Annotated in this window: 14 protein-coding genes; 13 read left to right on the top strand and 1 reads right to left on the bottom strand. The window is 68.6% G+C overall.

What is annotated here, in order from left to right; all coding sequences use genetic code 11:
* Positions 1 to 38: 38 nt before the first annotated feature.
* From G6N45_RS24675 to G6N45_RS24640, 8 genes are all read left to right on the top strand, one after another.
* Positions 39 to 1,514 (top strand): APC family permease, encoded by a 1,476-nt coding sequence (locus G6N45_RS24675; protein WP_163726053.1) that lies wholly within the window; start codon positions 39 to 41, stop codon positions 1,512 to 1,514.
* A gap of 125 nt (positions 1,515 to 1,639) precedes the next feature.
* Complete coding sequence (locus G6N45_RS24670; protein ID WP_163726050.1) at positions 1,640 to 2,482, top strand: SDR family NAD(P)-dependent oxidoreductase; 843 nt, start codon at positions 1,640 to 1,642, stop codon at positions 2,480 to 2,482.
* A 272-nt stretch (positions 2,483 to 2,754) separates the two neighbouring features.
* Positions 2,755 to 3,903 (top strand): alkane 1-monooxygenase, encoded by a 1,149-nt coding sequence (locus G6N45_RS24665; protein ID WP_246229193.1) that lies wholly within the window; start codon positions 2,755 to 2,757, stop codon positions 3,901 to 3,903.
* On the top strand, positions 3,900 to 4,073 hold the full coding sequence (locus tag G6N45_RS24660; protein ID WP_163726047.1) for a rubredoxin: 174 nt from the start codon (positions 3,900 to 3,902) through the stop codon (positions 4,071 to 4,073). The genes G6N45_RS24665 and G6N45_RS24660 overlap by 4 nt, the downstream gene beginning before the upstream one ends.
* Entirely contained in the window at positions 4,070 to 4,285 is a 216-nt protein-coding gene (locus tag G6N45_RS24655; protein WP_163726043.1) for a rubredoxin, read from the top strand. Before G6N45_RS24660 ends, G6N45_RS24655 begins: the two co-directional genes overlap by 4 nt.
* Positions 4,286 to 4,302: 17 nt before the next feature.
* A complete protein-coding gene (alkX, locus tag G6N45_RS24650) occupies positions 4,303 to 4,923 on the top strand; it encodes a TetR family transcriptional regulator AlkX (RefSeq protein WP_057146751.1) in 621 nt (206 codons plus the stop codon).
* Positions 4,924 to 5,127: 204 nt separating this feature from the next.
* Positions 5,128 to 6,594 carry an adenosylhomocysteinase gene (gene ahcY, locus G6N45_RS24645; RefSeq protein WP_057146750.1) on the top strand — a complete coding sequence of 489 codons (1,467 nt, stop codon included), beginning with the start codon at positions 5,128 to 5,130 and terminating at the stop codon, positions 6,592 to 6,594.
* 1 nt (position 6,595) lies between these two features.
* Positions 6,596 to 7,096, top strand: coding sequence for a hypothetical protein (locus tag G6N45_RS24640; protein WP_246228783.1), 501 nt, complete (start codon positions 6,596 to 6,598; stop codon positions 7,094 to 7,096).
* A gap of 29 nt (positions 7,097 to 7,125) precedes the next feature.
* Here G6N45_RS24640 and G6N45_RS24635 read toward each other — a convergent pair whose 3' ends face one another.
* Entirely contained in the window at positions 7,126 to 8,121 is a 996-nt protein-coding gene (locus G6N45_RS24635; protein ID WP_163726041.1) for a glycerophosphodiester phosphodiesterase, read from the bottom strand.
* Between the two features lie 239 nt (positions 8,122 to 8,360).
* On the opposite strand from G6N45_RS24635, the gene G6N45_RS24630 reads away from it, so the two are divergent.
* The 5 genes from G6N45_RS24630 to lpqB all read left to right on the top strand — a co-directional run bounded on the left by G6N45_RS24630 (position 8,361) and on the right by lpqB (position 13,908).
* Positions 8,361 to 8,999, top strand: a complete 639-nt coding sequence (locus G6N45_RS24630; protein WP_163726038.1) for a dTMP kinase — start codon at positions 8,361 to 8,363, stop codon at positions 8,997 to 8,999.
* Positions 9,000 to 9,074: 75 nt separating this feature from the next.
* A complete protein-coding gene (locus G6N45_RS24625; protein WP_163726034.1) occupies positions 9,075 to 9,746 on the top strand; it encodes a hypothetical protein in 672 nt (223 codons plus the stop codon).
* A gap of 78 nt (positions 9,747 to 9,824) precedes the next feature.
* Positions 9,825 to 10,511, top strand: a complete 687-nt coding sequence (gene mtrA, locus G6N45_RS24620) for a two-component system response regulator MtrA (RefSeq protein WP_040540373.1) — start codon at positions 9,825 to 9,827, stop codon at positions 10,509 to 10,511.
* Positions 10,508 to 12,151, top strand: a complete 1,644-nt coding sequence (mtrB, locus tag G6N45_RS24615) for an MtrAB system histidine kinase MtrB (protein ID WP_163726031.1) — start codon at positions 10,508 to 10,510, stop codon at positions 12,149 to 12,151. The genes mtrA and mtrB overlap by 4 nt, the downstream gene beginning before the upstream one ends.
* On the top strand, positions 12,148 to 13,908 hold the full coding sequence (gene lpqB / locus G6N45_RS24610; protein WP_163726028.1) for an MtrAB system accessory lipoprotein LpqB: 1,761 nt from the start codon (positions 12,148 to 12,150) through the stop codon (positions 13,906 to 13,908). The genes mtrB and lpqB overlap by 4 nt, the downstream gene beginning before the upstream one ends.
* The last annotated feature ends 11 nt before the right edge of the window (positions 13,909 to 13,919 follow it).

Here is a 13,919-nt window from a genome sequence, read left to right as displayed (position 1 = left end):
ACATTGCCCGCACAGACGATGACGAAACGAGGACGTTGATGACGCAGGAGTCGGCGGCACCGGCCACCAACAGAAGGCGGACCAAGTCGGTGGAGCAGTCGATCGCCGACACCGACGAGCCCGACACCCGGCTCCGCAAGGACCTGACCTGGTGGGACCTCACCGTCTTCGGCGTGTCCGTGGTGATCGGCGCCGGCATCTTCACGATCACCGCGTCGACGGCGGCCAACCTCACCGGTCCGGCGATCTCGATCTCGTTCATCATCGCCGCGATCGCCTGCGGGCTCGCCGCGCTGTGTTACGCCGAATTCGCCTCCACCGTCCCGGTCGCGGGCAGCGCGTACACGTTCTCCTACGCGACGTTCGGCGAGTTCGTCGCGTGGATCATCGGCTGGGACCTGATCCTCGAGTTCGCCGTCGCGGCGGCGGTCGTCGCCAAAGGCTGGTCGAGCTACCTGGGCACTGTGTTCGGTTTCGGCGGTGGCGTCGCGAATGTCGCTGGGCTGGAAGTGGATTGGGGTGCCCTGTTGATCATCGCGTTCGTCACCGCGATCCTGGCCTACGGCACCAAGCTCTCCGCCGGCGTCAGCCTCGCGATCACCGCGGTGAAGGTCGCGGTGGTGCTGCTCGTCGTGATCGTCGGCGCGTTCTACATCAAGACCCAGAACTACACGCCGTTCATCCCGCCCGCCGAAGCGGGCGGCGGCGGTTCGGGCACCGAGCAATCGCTGTTCTCGCTGCTGACCGGCGCCGAAGGCAGCCACTACGGCTGGTACGGGCTGCTGGCCGGGGCGTCGATCGTGTTCTTCGCGTTCATCGGCTTCGACATCGTCGCCACCACGGCCGAGGAGACGAAGAACCCGCAGCGCGACGTGCCGCGCGGCATCCTGGCCTCGCTGGGCATCGTCACCGTGCTCTACGTCGCCGTCACCGTCGTGGTGTCGGGGATGGTCAGCTACAAGGAATTGCGCGACGCCGAGACGCAGAACCTGGCGACGGCGTTCGCTCTGAACGGGGTCGACTGGGCGGCGAAGGTGATCTCGATCGGCGCGCTGGCCGGGCTGACCACCGTGGTGATCGTTCTGGTGCTGGGGCAGACGCGGGTGCTGTTCGCGATGTCGCGCGACGGCTTGATGCCGCGTCAGCTGGCCAAGACCGGCAGGCACGGAACACCGGTGCGGATCACGCTGATCGTGGGCGCGGTCGTCGCGGTCACCGCGACGGTGTTCCCGATCGGCAAGCTCGAGGAGATGGTGAACATCGGCACGCTGTTCGCGTTCGTGCTGGTGTCGGCGGGGGTGCTGGTGTTGCGGCGGACCCGGCCGGACCTGCCGCGCGGGTTCCGGGCGCCGTGGGTGCCGGTGCTGCCGGTGCTGTCGATCATCGCGTGTGTGTGGCTGATGCTGAACCTGACCGGGCTGACGTGGATCCGGTTCCTGATCTGGATGGCGATCGGCGTGGTGGTGTACTTCCTCTACGGCAGGCGGCACTCACTCGTCGGCCGCCGCACCTGACTCTCCTTTTTCGGCGAGCGCGCGCGTCTGTACATCGACACGCCGCTGTCGCTGGCAGTAGACGCGCGCTCGTCGCGCTCGAGCGCGCTTGACCCTCTCCCCGGGAGAGGCCGCACGGTGGGGCCATGACGAGAAACTGGTTCATCACCGGCGGGACGCCGGGCGGGTTCGGCATGGCCTTCGCGGAGGCGGCTCTCGAGGTCGGCGACCGGGTGGTCCTCACCGCGCGGCGCGTCGAGGAGTTGACGGAGTGGGCGCAGGCATTCGGTGACCGGGTGCTCGTCGTCCCGCTCGACGTCATACAAGCCCAGCAGGTGCAGCGGGCCGTCCGTACCGCCGAGGAGCACTTCGGGAGCATCGACGTGCTGGTCAACAACGCCGGCCGCGGCTGGTACGGCTCGATCGAGGGGATGGACGAGGCGGCCGTCCGAACCATGTTCGAGCTGAACTTCTTCGCCGTGCTGTCGGTGACCCGGGCCGTCCTGCCCGGCATGCGGGCCCGGGGCAGCGGGCAGATCGTCAACGTGTCGTCGGTGGCCGGCCTGCAGGGTGTGGCCGGGTTCGGCTATTACAGCGCAACGAAATTCGCGATCGAGGCCGTCACCGACGTCCTGCGGCAGGAGGTTGCGCCCCAGGGCATCGGCGTGATGGCGGTCGAGCCGGGAGCGTTCCGCACACGGGCCTACGCCGGCTTCGCCGACGAACCCGTCACCGAATCCGTCAGCGCCTACCGGGACCTGCTCGAGCAGGTGCGCGCGACGATGATCGCCGAGGACGGCAACCAGCCCGGTGACCCTCGCCGCGGGGTCCGCGCGGTCATCGCCGCGGTGGCGCAGGACCCACCCCCGAAGCGGCTGGTGCTCGGCAGTGCCGGGTTCGACGCCGCCGTCGGAGCGCTGGAGGAGCGGCTCTCCGACATCCGCGCCGGCGAGACGTTGTCCCGTGGCGCCGACTTTCCGTCGGCCTGACTTTCTGAGCGCGCTCGCCGCGCGCGAGCGCGCGCTACGGCACGCGACACGCGGGGCGAGGATGTACAGACGCGCGCGCTCGCGGGAAGAGGTTCTCTTTACAAAACAAGCCTTACTGTCTAGACAGGCGACAAAATCAGCTCTATAGTCAATCCGAGTTGGTGATCGCACTCACAGCAAGGAGGCAACGGGTGACCACACAGGAATTGCAGGGAGGCCCACAGGGCCCAGAGGTCGAGGAATGGCGCGACAAGAAGCGCTACCTGTGGCTGATGGGTCTGATCGCGCCGACGGCGCTGTTCGTCATGCTGCCGCTGGTGTGGGCGTTCAACCACTGGGGCTGGCACGGCGCGGCGCAGGTGCCGCTGTGGATCGGCCCGATCCTCCTCTACATCCTGCTGCCCACCCTGGACCTGAAGTTCGGTCCGGACGGCCAGAACCCGCCCGACGAGGTGATGGAGCGGCTCGAGAACGACAAGTACTACCGCTACTGCACCTACATCTACATCCCGTTCCAGTACGCCAGTGTCATCCTGGGCGCCTACCTGTTCACCGCGTCGGACCTGAGCTGGCTCGGCTTCGACGGCGCGCTGCCGTGGCCGGCGAAGATCGGCGTGGCGCTGTCGGTGGGCGTGCTCGGCGGTGTGGGCATCAACACCGCGCACGAGATGGGGCACAAGAAGGACTCGCTGGAGCGGTGGCTGAGCAAGATCACCCTCGCGCAGACCTTCTACGGCCACTTCTACATCGAGCACAACCGCGGCCACCACGTCCGCGTCGCGACCCCGGAGGATCCGGCGAGTGCGCGGTTCGGCGAGACGTTCTGGGAGTTCCTGCCCCGCAGCGTCTTCGGCAGCCTGCGCTCGGCCTGGGAGTTGGAGGCCAAGCGGCTCGAGCGCGCCGGCAAGAGTAAGTGGCACTGGTCCAACGACGTGCTCAATGCGTGGGCGATGTCGGTGGTGTTCTACGGCATCCTGATCGCCGTGTTCGGCGTCGGGCTGATTCCCTACATCCTGATCTCCGCAGTGTTCGGTTTCAGCCTGCTGGAGACGGTGAACTACCTCGAGCACTACGGGCTGCTGCGGCAGAAGAACGAGAACGGCCGCTACGAACGCTGCGCCCCGGTGCACAGCTGGAACTCCGACCACATCGTGACCAACCTGTTCCTGTATCACCTGCAGCGGCACAGTGATCACCACGCCAATCCGACCCGGCGCTACCAGACGTTGCGCAGCATGAAGGGTGCGCCGAACCTGCCCAGCGGCTACGCGTCGATGATCGGGCTGACGTACTTCCCGCCGCTGTGGCGCAAGGTGATGGACCACCGGGTGCTCGACCACTACGACGGCGACATCACCCGGGTGAACATCCATCCGCGGGTGCGTGACAAGGTGCTGGCCAAGTATGGAGACAGCGCGTGAGCGCCTATCGCTGCCCCGGCTGCGACTACGTCTATGACGAAGCCAAAGGCGCTCCGCGCGAAGGGTTTCCGGCAGGAACGGCGTGGGACGACATCCCCGACGACTGGTGCTGCCCCGACTGTGCGGTCCGCGAGAAAGTCGATTTCGAACCGATGGGAGTGAATCAATGAGCAGCGATGAGCGCTTGCGCGAAGAGCAGACCAACCCATTCAAGCTGTTCGTCTGCGTGCAGTGCGGCTTCGAGTACGACGAGGCCAAGGGCTGGCCCGAGGACGGCATCGCCCCGGGCACCCGCTGGGACGACATCCCCGACGACTGGAGCTGCCCCGACTGCGGCGCGGCCAAGTCGGACTTCGACATGGTGGAGGTCGTGCGGCCGTGACCGTTACAGTCGCGCGTGTGAGCGGGACCAACGACAAGCGCATCACCTACGCCGAGGCGTCGCGGGTCCTGCTGCGCGATTCGATCCTCGACGGCATGCGCGAGTTGCTGCTCACCCGCGACTGGTCGGCGATCACGCTGTCCGATGTCGCCAAGGCCGCCGGCATCAGCCGGCAGACCATCTACAACGAGTTCGGTTCCCGGCAGGGCCTGGCCCAGGGGTATGCGCTGCGGCTGGCCGACCGCCTGGTCGGCCAGATCCAGGGTGCGATCATCGACAACGTCGGCGACGTGTACGCGGCGTTCCTGCAGGGCTTCCGCGACTTCTTCACCGAATCGGCCGCCGACCCGCTGGTGATCTCACTGCTGACCGGCACGTCCAAACCCGACCTGCTGCAGATCATCACCACCGACAGCGCGCCGATCATCACGCACTGCTCGGCACGGCTGACCCAGCTGTTCATGACGAGCTGGGTGCGCTGCAGCGAAGAGGACGCCGGCGTGCTGGCCCGGGCGATCGTCCGGCTGGCGATGAGCTACATCTCGATGCCGCCCGAGGCCGACCACGACGTGGCGCGGGACCTGGCCCGGCTGATGACGCCGTTCGCCGAGCGCTACGGGGTCATCGAGTCCGGATAGCGGCCCGTGCTCGGCCGGGGCGAATTGGAGGCGGCATCGCCCGCCCGCTAGGGTGTTGTGGATACCTCTCAGCTGGCAGTGCGTCTCCGCTGTTGAAAAACGGACGACGAGCGCCTGTCCCGCGAGCCCGCAGGCTGAGTGTGTCGCCGGCGCACAGTGGTGCGTCCCGAGGCAAACATGACGATTCAAAAAGGGGCTCTATATATGACTGCACCGACACTGACCGCAGACGTCCGCAACGGCATCGACTTCAAGGTCGCCGACCTGTCGCTGGCCGAGTTCGGCCGCAAAGAGATCCGGCTCGCCGAGCACGAGATGCCCGGCCTGATGACGCTGCGCCGCGAGTACGCCGAGGTTCAGCCGCTCAAGGGCGCCCGGGTCTCCGGCTCGCTGCACATGACCGTCCAGACCGCCGTGCTGATCGAGACCCTGACATCTCTCGGCGCCGAAGTTCGATGGGCGTCCTGCAACATCTTCTCCACCCAGGACCACGCGGCCGCGGCCGTCGTCGTCGGACCGCACGGCACACCCGAGGAGCCCAAGGGCATCCCGGTGTTCGCGTGGAAGGGCGAGACGCTCGAGGAGTACTGGTGGGCCGCCGAGCAGATGCTCACCTGGCCGGGCGAGCCCGCGAACATGATCCTCGACGACGGCGGCGACGCCACCATGCTGGTGCTGCGCGGAGCGCAGTTCGAGAAGGCCGGCGTGGTGCCGCCGGAGGAGGACGAGCACTCCGACGAGTACAAGGTCTTCCTGAATCTGCTGCGGCGCTCGCTGGAGTCCGACAAGACCAAGTGGACGACGATCGCCGAGTCGGTCAAGGGCGTCACCGAGGAGACCACCACCGGCGTGCTGCGGCTGTACCAGTTCGCCGCCTCCGGCGAGCTGGCGTTCCCGGCGATCAACGTCAACGACTCCGTCACCAAGAGCAAGTTCGACAACAAGTACGGCACCCGGCACTCGCTGATCGACGGCATCAACCGCGGCACCGACGTCCTCATCGGCGGCAAGGCCGCCCTCGTCTGCGGGTACGGCGACGTCGGCAAGGGCTGCGCGGAGGCGCTCAAAGCGCAGGGCGCGCGAGTCGCGGTCACCGAGATCGACCCGATCAACGCCCTGCAGGCGCTGATGGACGGCTTCGAGGTCAAGACGGTCGAAGAGGCCGTGGGCTGGGCCGACATCATCATCACCGCCACCGGCAACCAGGGGATCATCACCCTCGAGCACATGCGGTCGATGAAGCACCAGGCGATCCTGGGCAACATCGGTCACTTCGACGACGAGATCGAGATGGCGCGTCTGGAGCGGGACCCCGACATCCGCCGGATCAACATCAAGCCGCAGGTCGACGAGTTCGTCTTCCCCGACGGCCACTCCATCATCGTGCTGTCCGAGGGCCGGCTGCTCAATCTGGGCAACGCCACCGGCCACCCGTCGTTCGTGATGAGCAACAGCTTCTCCAACCAGGTGATCGCCCAGATCGAGCTGTGGACCAAGAACGACGAGTACGACAACGAGGTCTACCGGCTGGCCAAGCACCTCGACGAGAAGGTCGCCAAGATCCACGTCGAGGCGCTCGGCGGCACGCTGACCCGCCTCACCAAGGAGCAGGCCGAGTACATCGGTGTGGACGTGGAAGGCCCGTACAAGCCGGAGCACTACCGCTACTGACATGACGGACCGGGCGCGCGCGGCGACACTGAGTGTCGTTGTGCGCGCCCGTTTCGCGTTGGTGGCGCTGCTGCTGGCGCTGACCGGGTGTGCCCATCCGTCGCCCGAGGAACCCGAGGGCACCGCCACCCGGCCCGTGATGGAGGTCCGGCACGACACCGAAGAACTCGCGCGCACCTTTCCCGCGCTCGGGGCGCCGGTGTCGGCGTCGTGGATCCGCTGGGACAACGCCGGAGACGCTTCGCGTGCGACGGCGGTGTGGATCGACGCCGTCGTGCGCGTCACCCCGCCGACGACGGAATCATTGCTGCGACAGCATGATTCGGAGCAGTCGACGCAGCACCCCGCGGTGCAGAAAGCGCTCGAGGCCGACGTGCCGCCCGGGCCGTTCCGTACCGGCGTCGAACTGAACATGGCGTTCTCGCCAGGCCGGAAGAGCACGCGGGTGTTCCTGGACCCGCCGCGCGACACCGTGGTGCTGCAGTCCTACGAGATCAACTAGGCAACAGCCAGCACCGCCGAAAGGTCGCGTCAGACCGGACGGTAGGCCGGCGGTAGCGGCATGCCCAGCTCGGCCATCACCGCCCGCAGGCGCGTCGGGTAATCGGTGATGATGCCGTCGGCGCCCGCGGCGATCTGCGCGCGCATGGCCCCGGGGTCGTTGATGGTCCAGGGGATCACCGTCAATCCGAGACCATGGGCGCGGGAGACGAATTCGGCGTCGGCCACCAACGCGAAACCGGGATCACCGGGAACCTGGCCGTAGGGCACGGAGTAGCCCGGCGACAGGATGTTCGCGCCGACGAGGGTCGCCGCGATGATCGGATCACCGATGACCGCGGGATCGATGCCGTTGAGCCACGCCGAGCCGGGCACGAAAGTCGTCTCGTCCCACAGGGCGACCCGGGGGATCGACGGTGCGGCGGCGCGCACCAGCGGCAGGGTGCGCCAGTCGAAGCTCTGGATCTCGACCAGATCCTGCTTCCCCGCGGCACGCACCGCCGCGAGGATGACGTCGACGAACAGGGCCGGCGGCGCCGACATCTCGGGTTTGTCGGCCTCGATCTTGGTCTCGATGTTGTAGCGGACACCCGCCCGGTAGGAGTCGGCGAGTGCGAACACCTCGGGCAGCGTGGCGATCTTGTTGCCCTTGACCACCTCGGCCTGGGGGAAGCCCGACAACAGCTTTCCGCAGTCCAGGGTGTGCAGTTGAGCAGAAGTCAGCTCCCACACCAGCTTGCCGACGTAGGGGTATTGCGGATCATCAGGAGAGGCGGGCGCGGTGTCGGTGCACTTGTCCGCCTGGATCACGGGATCGTGCCACACCATCGGGTGGCCGTCCCGGGACAGCACGATGTCGAGTTCCAGAGTGGTCACGCCGAGTTCGAGCGCCTTGGCGAACGCGCGGAGCGACTCCTCGGTGGTCTCGCCGCGGCCGCCGCGGTGGGCCTGCAGATCGAAGTCGGTCGCGGCCGCGGCGGCGGGCGCGGACCCGAAGAAACCGGCCAGTACGACCGACGCGACCATTACGGCAAGAGTGCGCATGACCCCTAGCCGTAGCAGCGGCGGACGACGCCGAGGTGTCTGCGCCATGAACACGGATCAGACCAGGCCGAGCTGCCGGTAGATCATCGGGCGCCACAGCCGCGCCTGGGAATTGACGAAGATCCCGCCCAGCGCCCAGTCGTGCATCTGGCCGTCGCCGATCACCACGGTGAATCACTATCACCTGCGGGGCACCCGCCACCCGGGATTAGGCTCATCGGGTGCTCATCGTCATCGAGGGCGTCGACGGCGCGGGCAAGCGCACGCTGACCAACGGGTTGCGCGCCGCGTTCGAGTCCCACGGCCACTCCGTCGCTGACCTGGCTTTTCCCCGATATGGCGTATCGGTGCCCGCCGACCTGGCGGCCGAGGCGCTGCACGGCCGGCACGGCGACCTGGCCGACTCCGTCTACGCGATGGCGGTGCTGTTCGCGATGGACCGCGCAGGCGCGCGCGACCAGATCGCCCAGCTCACCGCGACGCACGGGGTGGTGCTCCTGGACCGCTACGTCGCGTCCAACGCCGCCTACAGCGCGGCGCGGCTGCACCAGGACGCCGACGGCGACGTCGTCGCCTGGGTGCACGAGCTCGAATACCGACGTCTGGGATTGCCGGCCCCCGACCGGCAGGTGCTGCTCGACGTGCCGACCGAACTCGCCGCGCAGCGCGCCGCCAGCCGGGAGGCCGCCGACGCCGACCGCACCCGAGACGCCTACGAGCGCGACGACGGCCTGCAACGACGCACCGGAGCGGTCTACGCCGGGCTCGCCGCGGCGCACTGGGGTGGCCCGTGGGTCGTGGTTCCCCCCGACGTCGACGCGGCCGCGCTGGCGCAGCGGTTGCTGACCGGATCCGGTTAGCGGGACGAAACCCGGTTCCCCGACGTACGCTCCGTGCGGGGACGTCGCACAGCGACGCAGAGCACGGGGGTTTTCATGGTCGTTCACACTCGTACGCAGGCCGAAGTGATGGCGCGGTTCGACGAGCTCGTCGCCGCCCTTTGGTACGCGGGGGAGCGATTCGACCAGGGCAGGGTGCTCGAAGCGCGCGAGCTGGCCGCCCACATCCGCCGTCTGGTGCACCAGGGCGCCACGACCCGCGCGCTGATCGACGAGCTCGGTGTGCGGCAGGACTTCACCTGGGTGGACACCGCCGGGGCGCTCAACCCCAAGACCGCGGCGTCGGCCGCGTGCCTGACCCTGATGAAGATCCGCACCGGCTCCAAGCGCTGCGGCGAGTTCGTGCCCAAGCTCAGCTTGTATCCGCCGGCGCCGATCCGCACCCGCGACGGCGGGCACATCGACCGCGGCTCGCGGATTCCCTTCGACCACTGGTGGACCAATCCGGTCGTCAAAGACGCTGACGGCGTGGAGTATTCACGCAAGCAGCTGGTGCTCGCACTGGCGTCGTCGGAGTTCACCGACCCCGAGGTCGAGGCGGCCTACACGGCGCTGGCCGGCAGCGAATCGCTGGGCTGGGTGGTGCGCCGCGAATCCGCCGCGACCGGTCTGGAGCGCAACCCCGTCATGGCCAGCGTGCGGCAGATCGGGTTCGAGGTGCTCCAGTCGATCAGCCAGCAGCGCGACGTCATCGCCGCCTGCGCCTGACGCGTCGGGCACACCGGGGCGGTCGAGAAGCGAAACGCCCCGTGTGGTAACCGGGGTTTATCGCTTTCTGGTGACACCATGGACACCATGAGGCAAAGGATCCTGGTCGTCGACGACGACCCATCGCTGGCCGAGATGCTCACCATCGTGCTGCGCGGTGAGGGCTTCGACACCGCGGTCATCGGTGACGGCACCCAGGCGCTGACCGCCGTGCGCGAACTGCGGCCCGATCTGGTGCTGCTCGACCTGATGCTGCCAGGCATGAACGGCATCGACGTGTGCCGCGTGCTGCGCGCGGACTCCGGCGTGCCGATCGTCATGCTGACCGCCAAGACCGACACCGTCGACGTGGTGCTCGGCCTGGAGTCCGGCGCCGACGACTACGTGATGAAGCCGTTCAAACCCAAGGAACTGGTCGCGCGCGTGCGCGCACGTTTGCGCCGCAACGAGGACGAGCCCGCCGAGATGCTCTCCATCGCCGACGTCGACATCGACGTGCCCGCGCACAAGGTGACCCGGCAGGGCGAGCAGATCTCGCTGACCCCGCTGGAGTTCGACCTGCTGGTCGCGCTGGCACGCAAACCGCGCCAGGTGTTTACTCGTGATGTGCTGCTCGAACAGGTGTGGGGTTACCGCCACCCCGCCGACACCCGTTTGGTGAACGTGCATGTGCAGCGGCTGCGGGCCAAGGTCGAGAAGGATCCGGAGAACCCGCAGGTGGTGCTGACCGTTCGAGGAGTGGGATACAAGGCCGGACCCCCGTGATCTTCGGCTCGAGGCGGCGCATCCACCGGCGGTCGGCACCACTGATCCGCGGACTGGGTGTGCTGGGTCGGGCGATGAGTCTGGCGTGGCGGCGCTCCCTGCAGTTGCGCGTCGTCACGTTGACGTTGGGGTTGTCGCTCGCCGTCATCCTCGTGCTCGGGTTCGTGCTGACGAGCCAGATCACCGACCGCATCCTCGAGGTGAAGGTCGGCGCCGCGACCGAGGAGATCGAGCGCGCCCGCACCACCGTCAGCGGCATCGTCGGCGGTGAGGAGACCCGCTCGCTCGACAGCAGCCTGCAACTGGCCCGCAACACGCTGATCGATCGCAAGGCCGACGCCGGGGCGGGCCTGGCGGGCACGTTCGACGCGGTGCTCATCGTCCCCGGCGACGGGCCGCGCGCGGCGACGGCGGCCGGTCCGATCGACCAGATCCCGAACTCGTTGCGCGATTTCGTCAAAGCCGGCCAGGTCAGCTACCAGTACGCGACCGTGCACACCGACGGCTTCTCCGGCCCGGCGCTGATCATCGGCAGCCCGACGTCCTCGCCCGTCACCAACCTCGAGCTGTACCTGATCTTCCCGCTCAACAACGAGCAGTCCACGATCGCGTTGGTGCGCGGCACCATGGCCACCGGCGGCGTGGTGCTGCTCGGCCTGCTCGCCGCGATCGCACTGCTGGTGGCGCGCCAGATCGTGCTGCCCGTACGGTCGGCGTCGCGGATCGCCGAACGCTTCGCCGAAGGGCATCTGAGCGAACGCATGCCGGTGCGCGGCGAGGACGACATGGCCCGCCTGGCGGTGTCGTTCAACGACATGGCCGAGAGCCTGCAGCGTCAGATCACCCAGCTCGAGGAGTTCGGGAACCTGCAGCGCCGCTTCACCTCCGACGTCAGCCACGAACTGCGCACCCCGCTGACCACGGTGCGGATGGCCGCCGACCTGATCCACGATCACGCCGAGGAACTCGACCCCGCGCTGCGCCGCTCCACCGAGCTGATGGTCAACGAGCTCGACCGGTTCGAGTCGCTGCTCAACGACCTGCTCGAGATCTCCCGCCACGACGCCGGTGTCGCCGAACTCGCGGTCGAAGCCGTCGACCTGCGCTCGATCGTGCGCAGCGCGCTCGACAACGTCGGGCACCTCGCCGAGGACGCGCACGTCGACCTGATGGTCGACCTGCCCGGCGACGAGATCATCGCCGAGGTGGACTCCCGCCGCGTCGAGCGGATCCTGCGCAATCTGATCGCCAACGCCATCGACCACGCCGAGCGCAAGCCGGTGCGGATCCGGATGGCCGCCGACGCCGACACCGTTGCGGTGACGGTGCGCGACTACGGCGTCGGGCTGCGGCCCGGCGAGGAGAAGCTGGTGTTCAGCCGGTTCTGGCGCGCCGACCCGTCCCGGGTGCGCCGCTCCGGCGGGACCGGTCTGGGCCTGGCCATCAGCATCGAGGATGCGCGGCTCCACCAGGGCCGGCTGGAAGCGTGGGGCGAGCCAGGTAAGGGCGCCTGCTTCCGGCTGACGCTGCCGCTGGTGCGGGGACACAAGGTGACCAGCAGCCCGCTGCCGGTCAAACCGATCGGCGAACCCGCCGGTGTCCCCACCCGTCGGCGCGAACCGGCAGGGGAAAGCGTGTGACACGGGCCTTCGCGGCGCTGTTCTCGGCGCTGATGCTGGTGCTGGCCGGCTGCGCCGGGGTGCCCAGTTCGTCGTCGCCGCAGGCGATCGGCACCGTCGAGCGGCCGGCCCCGCCGAGCCTGCCCAAGCCCACCGCGGACATGGATCCCGATGTGCTGCTGCGCGAATTCCTCAAGGCCACCGCCGATCCCGCCAACCGACACCTCGCGGCGCGACAGTTCCTCACCGAGTCGGCGTCGAGCGGCTGGGACGACGCAGGCAGCGCGCTGCTGATCGACAACGTCGTGTTCGTCGAAACGCGGACCCCCGATCGGGTTTCGGTGAGCATGCGGGCCGACATCCTCGGCTCGCTGTCGGACATGGGCGTGTTCGAGACAGGGGAGGGCGCGCTGCCCGACCCGGGCGCGATCGAACTGGTCAAGACATCCGGCGGCTGGCGCATCGACCGGCTGCCCAACGGCGTGTTCCTGGACTGGCAGCAGTTCCAGTCCACCTACAAGCGCAGCACCCTGTACTTCGCCGACCCCACCGGCAAGACCGTCGTACCCGACCCCCGCTACGTCGCCGTCTCCGAACCCGACCAGCTGGCAACCGAACTGGTGAGCAAGCTGATCGCGGGACCGCGCCCGGAGATGGAGAAGACGGTGCGCAACCTGCTGGGCCCGCCGCTGCGCCTGCGGAACCCGGTGACCCGTGCCGACGGCGGAAAGACCGGGGTGGGCCGGGGCTACGGCGGGGCGCGCATCGACCTCGAGAACCTGTCCACCACCGACCCGCACAGCAGGCAACTGCTTGCCGCCCAACTCATCTGGACCCTGTCGCGGGCCGGCATCAACGGGCCCTACGTGATCAACGCCGACGGCGCCGCGCTCGACGACCGCTTCGCCGAAGGCTGGGACACCGGCGACGTCGCGGCGACCGACCCGGGGGCGGCGGACGGCGCGGCGGCCGGTCTGCACGCCCTCGTCGGCGGCTCGCTGGTGTCGCTGGACGGCCAACGCGCACCGCGGGTTCCGGGCTCGTTCGGGTCGATGCCGGGGCAGACCGCGGCGTCGCTGTCCCGCACCGGCCAGGAGGTGGCGTCGATCGTCACGATGCGGCCCGGAGCGCCCGACATGGCGTCGTCGCTGTGGGTGGGACCGTTGGGCGGCAACGCGTCGCAGGCGATGGACGGCCGCAGCCTGACCCGGCCCAGCTGGGCGCTCGACGACGCGATCTGGGTCGTCGTCGACGGCATCAACGTGGTCCGAGTGATCCAGGACGCGTCCGGTCAGCCGGCCCGCATCCCGGTCGACGCGACGGTCGTGGCGGGCAAATTCCCGGGCGTCATCACCGAGTTGCAGCTCTCCCGCGACGGCACCCGCGCGGCGATGGTGATCGACCGGCACGTGGTGCTCGCCGGTGTCGAGCAGACGCCCGGCGGCGGCTACGCGCTGACCTATCCGCGCCGGCTGGGCTACGGGCTGGGCGACACCGTGGTGTCGCTGGGCTGGCGCACCGGCGACGACATCGTGGTCAGCCGCACCGACCCCCAGCATCCGGTGTCCTACGTCAACCTCGACGGGGTGAACTCCGACGGGCCCAGCCGCAACCTGCTGATGCCTGTCACCACGGTGGCCGCCAACCCGTCGGCCGTCTACGTCGCCGACGAACGCGGCGTACTCCAGCTGTCCGGCTCGGGCGCCGAAGGCGACCCGGGGTGGGCCGAGGTCCGACCGCTGATGGCAGCGGGCGCGCTGCCGGTGCTGCCGGGCTGACAGGTCGTCGA

The sequence above is a fragment of the Mycolicibacterium psychrotolerans genome (genome assembly GCF_010729305.1).
GTDB classification, from domain to species: domain Bacteria; phylum Actinomycetota; class Actinomycetes; order Mycobacteriales; family Mycobacteriaceae; genus Mycobacterium; species Mycobacterium psychrotolerans.
Note: the sequence above shows the minus strand (reverse complement) of the source record. Positions and strands in the feature narration are given on the sequence as shown.

Bases quoted from the DNA above. Each gene is read 5' to 3' on its own strand.
- G6N45_RS24675 (WP_163726053.1), top strand. From the start codon at position 39: ATGACGCAGGAGTCGGCGGCACCGGCCACCAACAGAAGGCGGACCAAG.
- G6N45_RS24670 (WP_163726050.1), top strand. From the start codon at position 1,640: ATGACGAGAAACTGGTTCATCACCGGCGGGACGCCGGGCGGGTTCGGC.
- G6N45_RS24665 (WP_246229193.1), top strand. From the start codon at position 2,755: ATGGGTCTGATCGCGCCGACGGCGCTGTTCGTCATGCTGCCGCTGGTG.
- G6N45_RS24655 (WP_163726043.1), top strand. From the start codon at position 4,070: ATGAGCAGCGATGAGCGCTTGCGCGAAGAGCAGACCAACCCATTCAAG.
- ahcY (WP_057146750.1), top strand. From the start codon at position 5,128: ATGACTGCACCGACACTGACCGCAGACGTCCGCAACGGCATCGACTTC.
- G6N45_RS24640 (WP_246228783.1), top strand. From the start codon at position 6,596: ATGACGGACCGGGCGCGCGCGGCGACACTGAGTGTCGTTGTGCGCGCC.
- G6N45_RS24635 (WP_163726041.1), bottom strand. From the start codon at position 8,121: ATGGTCGCGTCGGTCGTACTGGCCGGTTTCTTCGGGTCCGCGCCCGCC.
- G6N45_RS24625 (WP_163726034.1), top strand. From the start codon at position 9,075: ATGGTCGTTCACACTCGTACGCAGGCCGAAGTGATGGCGCGGTTCGAC.
- mtrA (WP_040540373.1), top strand. From the start codon at position 9,825: ATGGACACCATGAGGCAAAGGATCCTGGTCGTCGACGACGACCCATCG.